The following is a 2,770-nucleotide window of genomic DNA, read 5'->3' as shown; positions in this document are numbered from 1 at the left end:
CTGGTATTCGGCCTACCGCGAGCTCAACACCGCGGCCATCCGGATCAATTCCCGGATCAGGCGCGGCATTGCTTCGGCCACCGACAACGAGGCGCGCGACTGGCTGAGCCTGTTCGGTTCTCTGCCGCGGCTGGCGACCGAAAGAACCACCGTTCAAAAGACCACCTCGCTGCTGGCCAATATCAGTTCGGCCTTTCCGCCGCCTCTCGAGCAACAGCTGGAAACCGGCGAGATCCAGTCCATCTTCTTCGGTCCGTTCGGGTCGCTGGCGCACGCGCATATGATGGCGATCGCCATACCGCAAACCCTGTCCAGGGCGAGCCGCAGGGCCTGGCTCGAATTCGTCGTTGCCCGCGCGAGTTTTGGCGATGGGGTGCCGCGCGAGCGCGCCATGACGCTGGCATTCGGTCCTGACGGCCTTCGCCGCCTCGGACTGGACGGCGGCGTCGAGGGCGATCCGCTCGGCACGTTTCCTGTCGCCTTTCGCCACGGCATGGGCAATCCCGAACGCAGCCGCATCCTGGACGATCTCGGCGACAGCGTTCCCGACAAATGGCAATGGGGTTCACTGCAGAAGCCGGTGGACGCCGTCGTCGTCTGCTATGCCGAAAGCCCCGAGATCCTGAAGGCCGAACTTGCCGCGCTGAAGAAAAAGACATCGAGCGCGGGGATGGTGCTGGTTTCGGAACTGCCGCTCGCGGTCAAGCGGGAAGGCAAGCGCGCCGTCGAGCATTTCGGCTTCGTCGACGGCGTGTCGCAGCCGATCGTGCGCGGCACGGCGCGCGCAAATGCGGGTGCTGCACCCATGCATCTGGTCGCGCCAGGCGAATTCCTGTTCGGCTATCGCGACGAGCACGGTTTCTACCCGGCTTCGCCGTCCGTCCCGGCCGCGCAGGACCGCTCCGGTATCCTGTCAGCGGTGCGCCGCAACCGGCAGATCGCCGGATTGCCACCCCCGCCGCACGATTTCGGCCGCAATGGCTCCTTTCTGGTCGTGCGCCAGTTCGAGCAGCACGTCGAGCGCTTCGACGATTATTGCAAGGCGGCAGCCGCGCAAGTGGCGGGCGAGACCGGCAATCCGGCGATCACGCCGCGCTGGGTGGCCGCCAAGATGCTCGGCCGCTGGCCGGACGGCAGTTCGCTGGTGCGCAACCCAGACGGCCGCGCCGGACGCGGCGTCGACAATGATTTCACCCTCGGCGTCGAGGACCCGCAGGGGCATCGTTGCCCGCTTGGCGCTCACATACGCCGCTCCAATCCGCGCGACTCGCTTGGCGAAGACCGCGAGACGCAGATCCAGATCGGCAAGCGCCACCGCATCATCCGCGTCGGCCGTTCCTACCAGAAGCAGGACCGGAAGGGCGCGAAGGTCGAGAAGGGCCTGCTCTTCATGTGCCTCAACGCCGACATCGAGCGCCAGTACGAATTCATGCAGCAGACCTGGGTCTCATCGACCTCGTTCCAGGGGCTGGTCGGTGAAAAGGATCCGACGATCGGTTCGCGCACCTGCGACGGCAGGTTCACCATCCCGTCCTGGGAAGGCGTCACGGTCCTGAAGGGAATACCGCAATTCGTCACCACGCGGGGAGGCGGCTATTTCTTCATGCCGAGCAAATCCGCGCTGCGCTATCTGATCTCGCGGCTCTGATTCGGGTGCCGCATCGCCGAATGACGCCCTCAGTCGTCGTCCTGCGATTCGGCAATGGTAGCGAGCGCCCTGGCGTCGGTTATGCGCAGGCCACCTCGCTTGATCTCGATGATCCGGCGGCTGCGCCAGTCGTTCAGCGTCTTGTTGACCGACTCGCGCGTCGCGCCGAGGAACTCGCCCAGCTCCGATTGCGATATCGGTATCCAGCCGGCCCCATCGGCCATGACGCCGCCCAGGAACACCAGACGTTTCGCCAGCCGGGCCTCGATGCCGAAGAAGGCCTGGTCGCCAAGCTCGCCGCTGACCCAGCGCAGCCGTGCGCACAGCAAGTCGATCATGGCGCGCGCCAGAGACGGGTTTTTCTCAATACGGTCAAAGAGTTGCGTGCGGCTGAGCGAGACCAGTTCGCAAGCCGTGAGGCAGATGGCGGTTGCCGTGCGCGGGCGCCCGTCGAGCGCGCCGATCTCGCCGACCAGGCTACGCGACAGCTCGATATTGGCCACCAGCTTCTGGCCGCCCGGCGAGTAGATCGAGATTTCCACCGAGCCGCTCATCACGCCGTAGATGCGATCGGCGGAATCCTCCTGGACGAACAGATGCTGGCCGGCCGCATAGCGCTCGACCTTGCAACCGCTGAACAGAAGATCGAACTGACCTGGATCGATCCGCGCAAGGCGCGGCAGGTCGTTCCTGTCGTTCGCGCTGGCGAAAGCCATGTTGATGTCCCGATTGCCACCCTGGCTGAAGTTTACGGCAACAGAGGACGGCGTCAAAGCCCCAGCGTTCAACCGTGCCACGACGAGTATGAGGCTTCACCAATTTGAGAGAGAAAAGATCCTGCCTGGATCATGCGGATCGCAATTTGAGGCGGCAGGGGGATGGTGGGCGATGCAGGGATTGAACCTGCGACCCCACCCGTGTGAAGGGTGTGCTCTCCCGCTGAGCTAATCGCCCGCTCGTTGCCCGAAGGCCAAGCGAGCCGCGATATAAGGGAGGCAGGCTGCCGAAGTCAAGGCGATGTGACGCTCATGCTGCAAGGATCGTATTTGCGGATCGGCGGGCCGGTACGGCCCCCCTTTTTGCTCAGCGCGCGGCGTCGATCAGCCGCTCGGCCAGGCCGAG

Annotated in this window: 2 protein-coding genes and 1 tRNA gene; 1 reads left to right on the top strand and 2 read right to left on the bottom strand. The window is 64.8% G+C overall.

From position 1 onward, the window contains the following. On the top strand, window positions 1-1,648 hold a 1,648-nt coding region (locus EN742_RS39575; protein ID WP_245492391.1), incomplete at its 5' end, for a Dyp-type peroxidase. A gap of 29 nt (window positions 1,649-1,677) precedes the next feature. Here the strand turns inward: EN742_RS39575 and EN742_RS24920 are convergent. Together EN742_RS24920 and EN742_RS24915 are read right to left on the bottom strand one after the other, a co-directional pair. Continuing rightward, window positions 1,678-2,364, bottom strand: coding sequence for a Crp/Fnr family transcriptional regulator (locus tag EN742_RS24920; protein ID WP_126054524.1), 687 nt, complete (start codon window positions 2,362-2,364; stop codon window positions 1,678-1,680). Between the two features lie 163 nt (window positions 2,365-2,527). Further along, window positions 2,528-2,602 (bottom strand) — tRNA-Val (locus EN742_RS24915). Window positions 2,603-2,770 lie beyond the last annotated feature (168 nt).

The sequence above is a fragment of the Mesorhizobium sp. M4A.F.Ca.ET.020.02.1.1 genome, assembly GCF_004022645.1.
Classification (GTDB): domain Bacteria; phylum Pseudomonadota; class Alphaproteobacteria; order Rhizobiales; family Rhizobiaceae; genus Mesorhizobium.
The sequence above is the reverse complement of the archived record's forward strand: the minus strand, read 5'-3'. Positions and strand labels throughout refer to the sequence as shown.

Bases quoted from the DNA above. Each gene is read 5' to 3' on its own strand.
- EN742_RS24920 (WP_126054524.1), bottom strand. From the start codon at position 2,364: ATGGCTTTCGCCAGCGCGAACGACAGGAACGACCTGCCGCGCCTTGCG.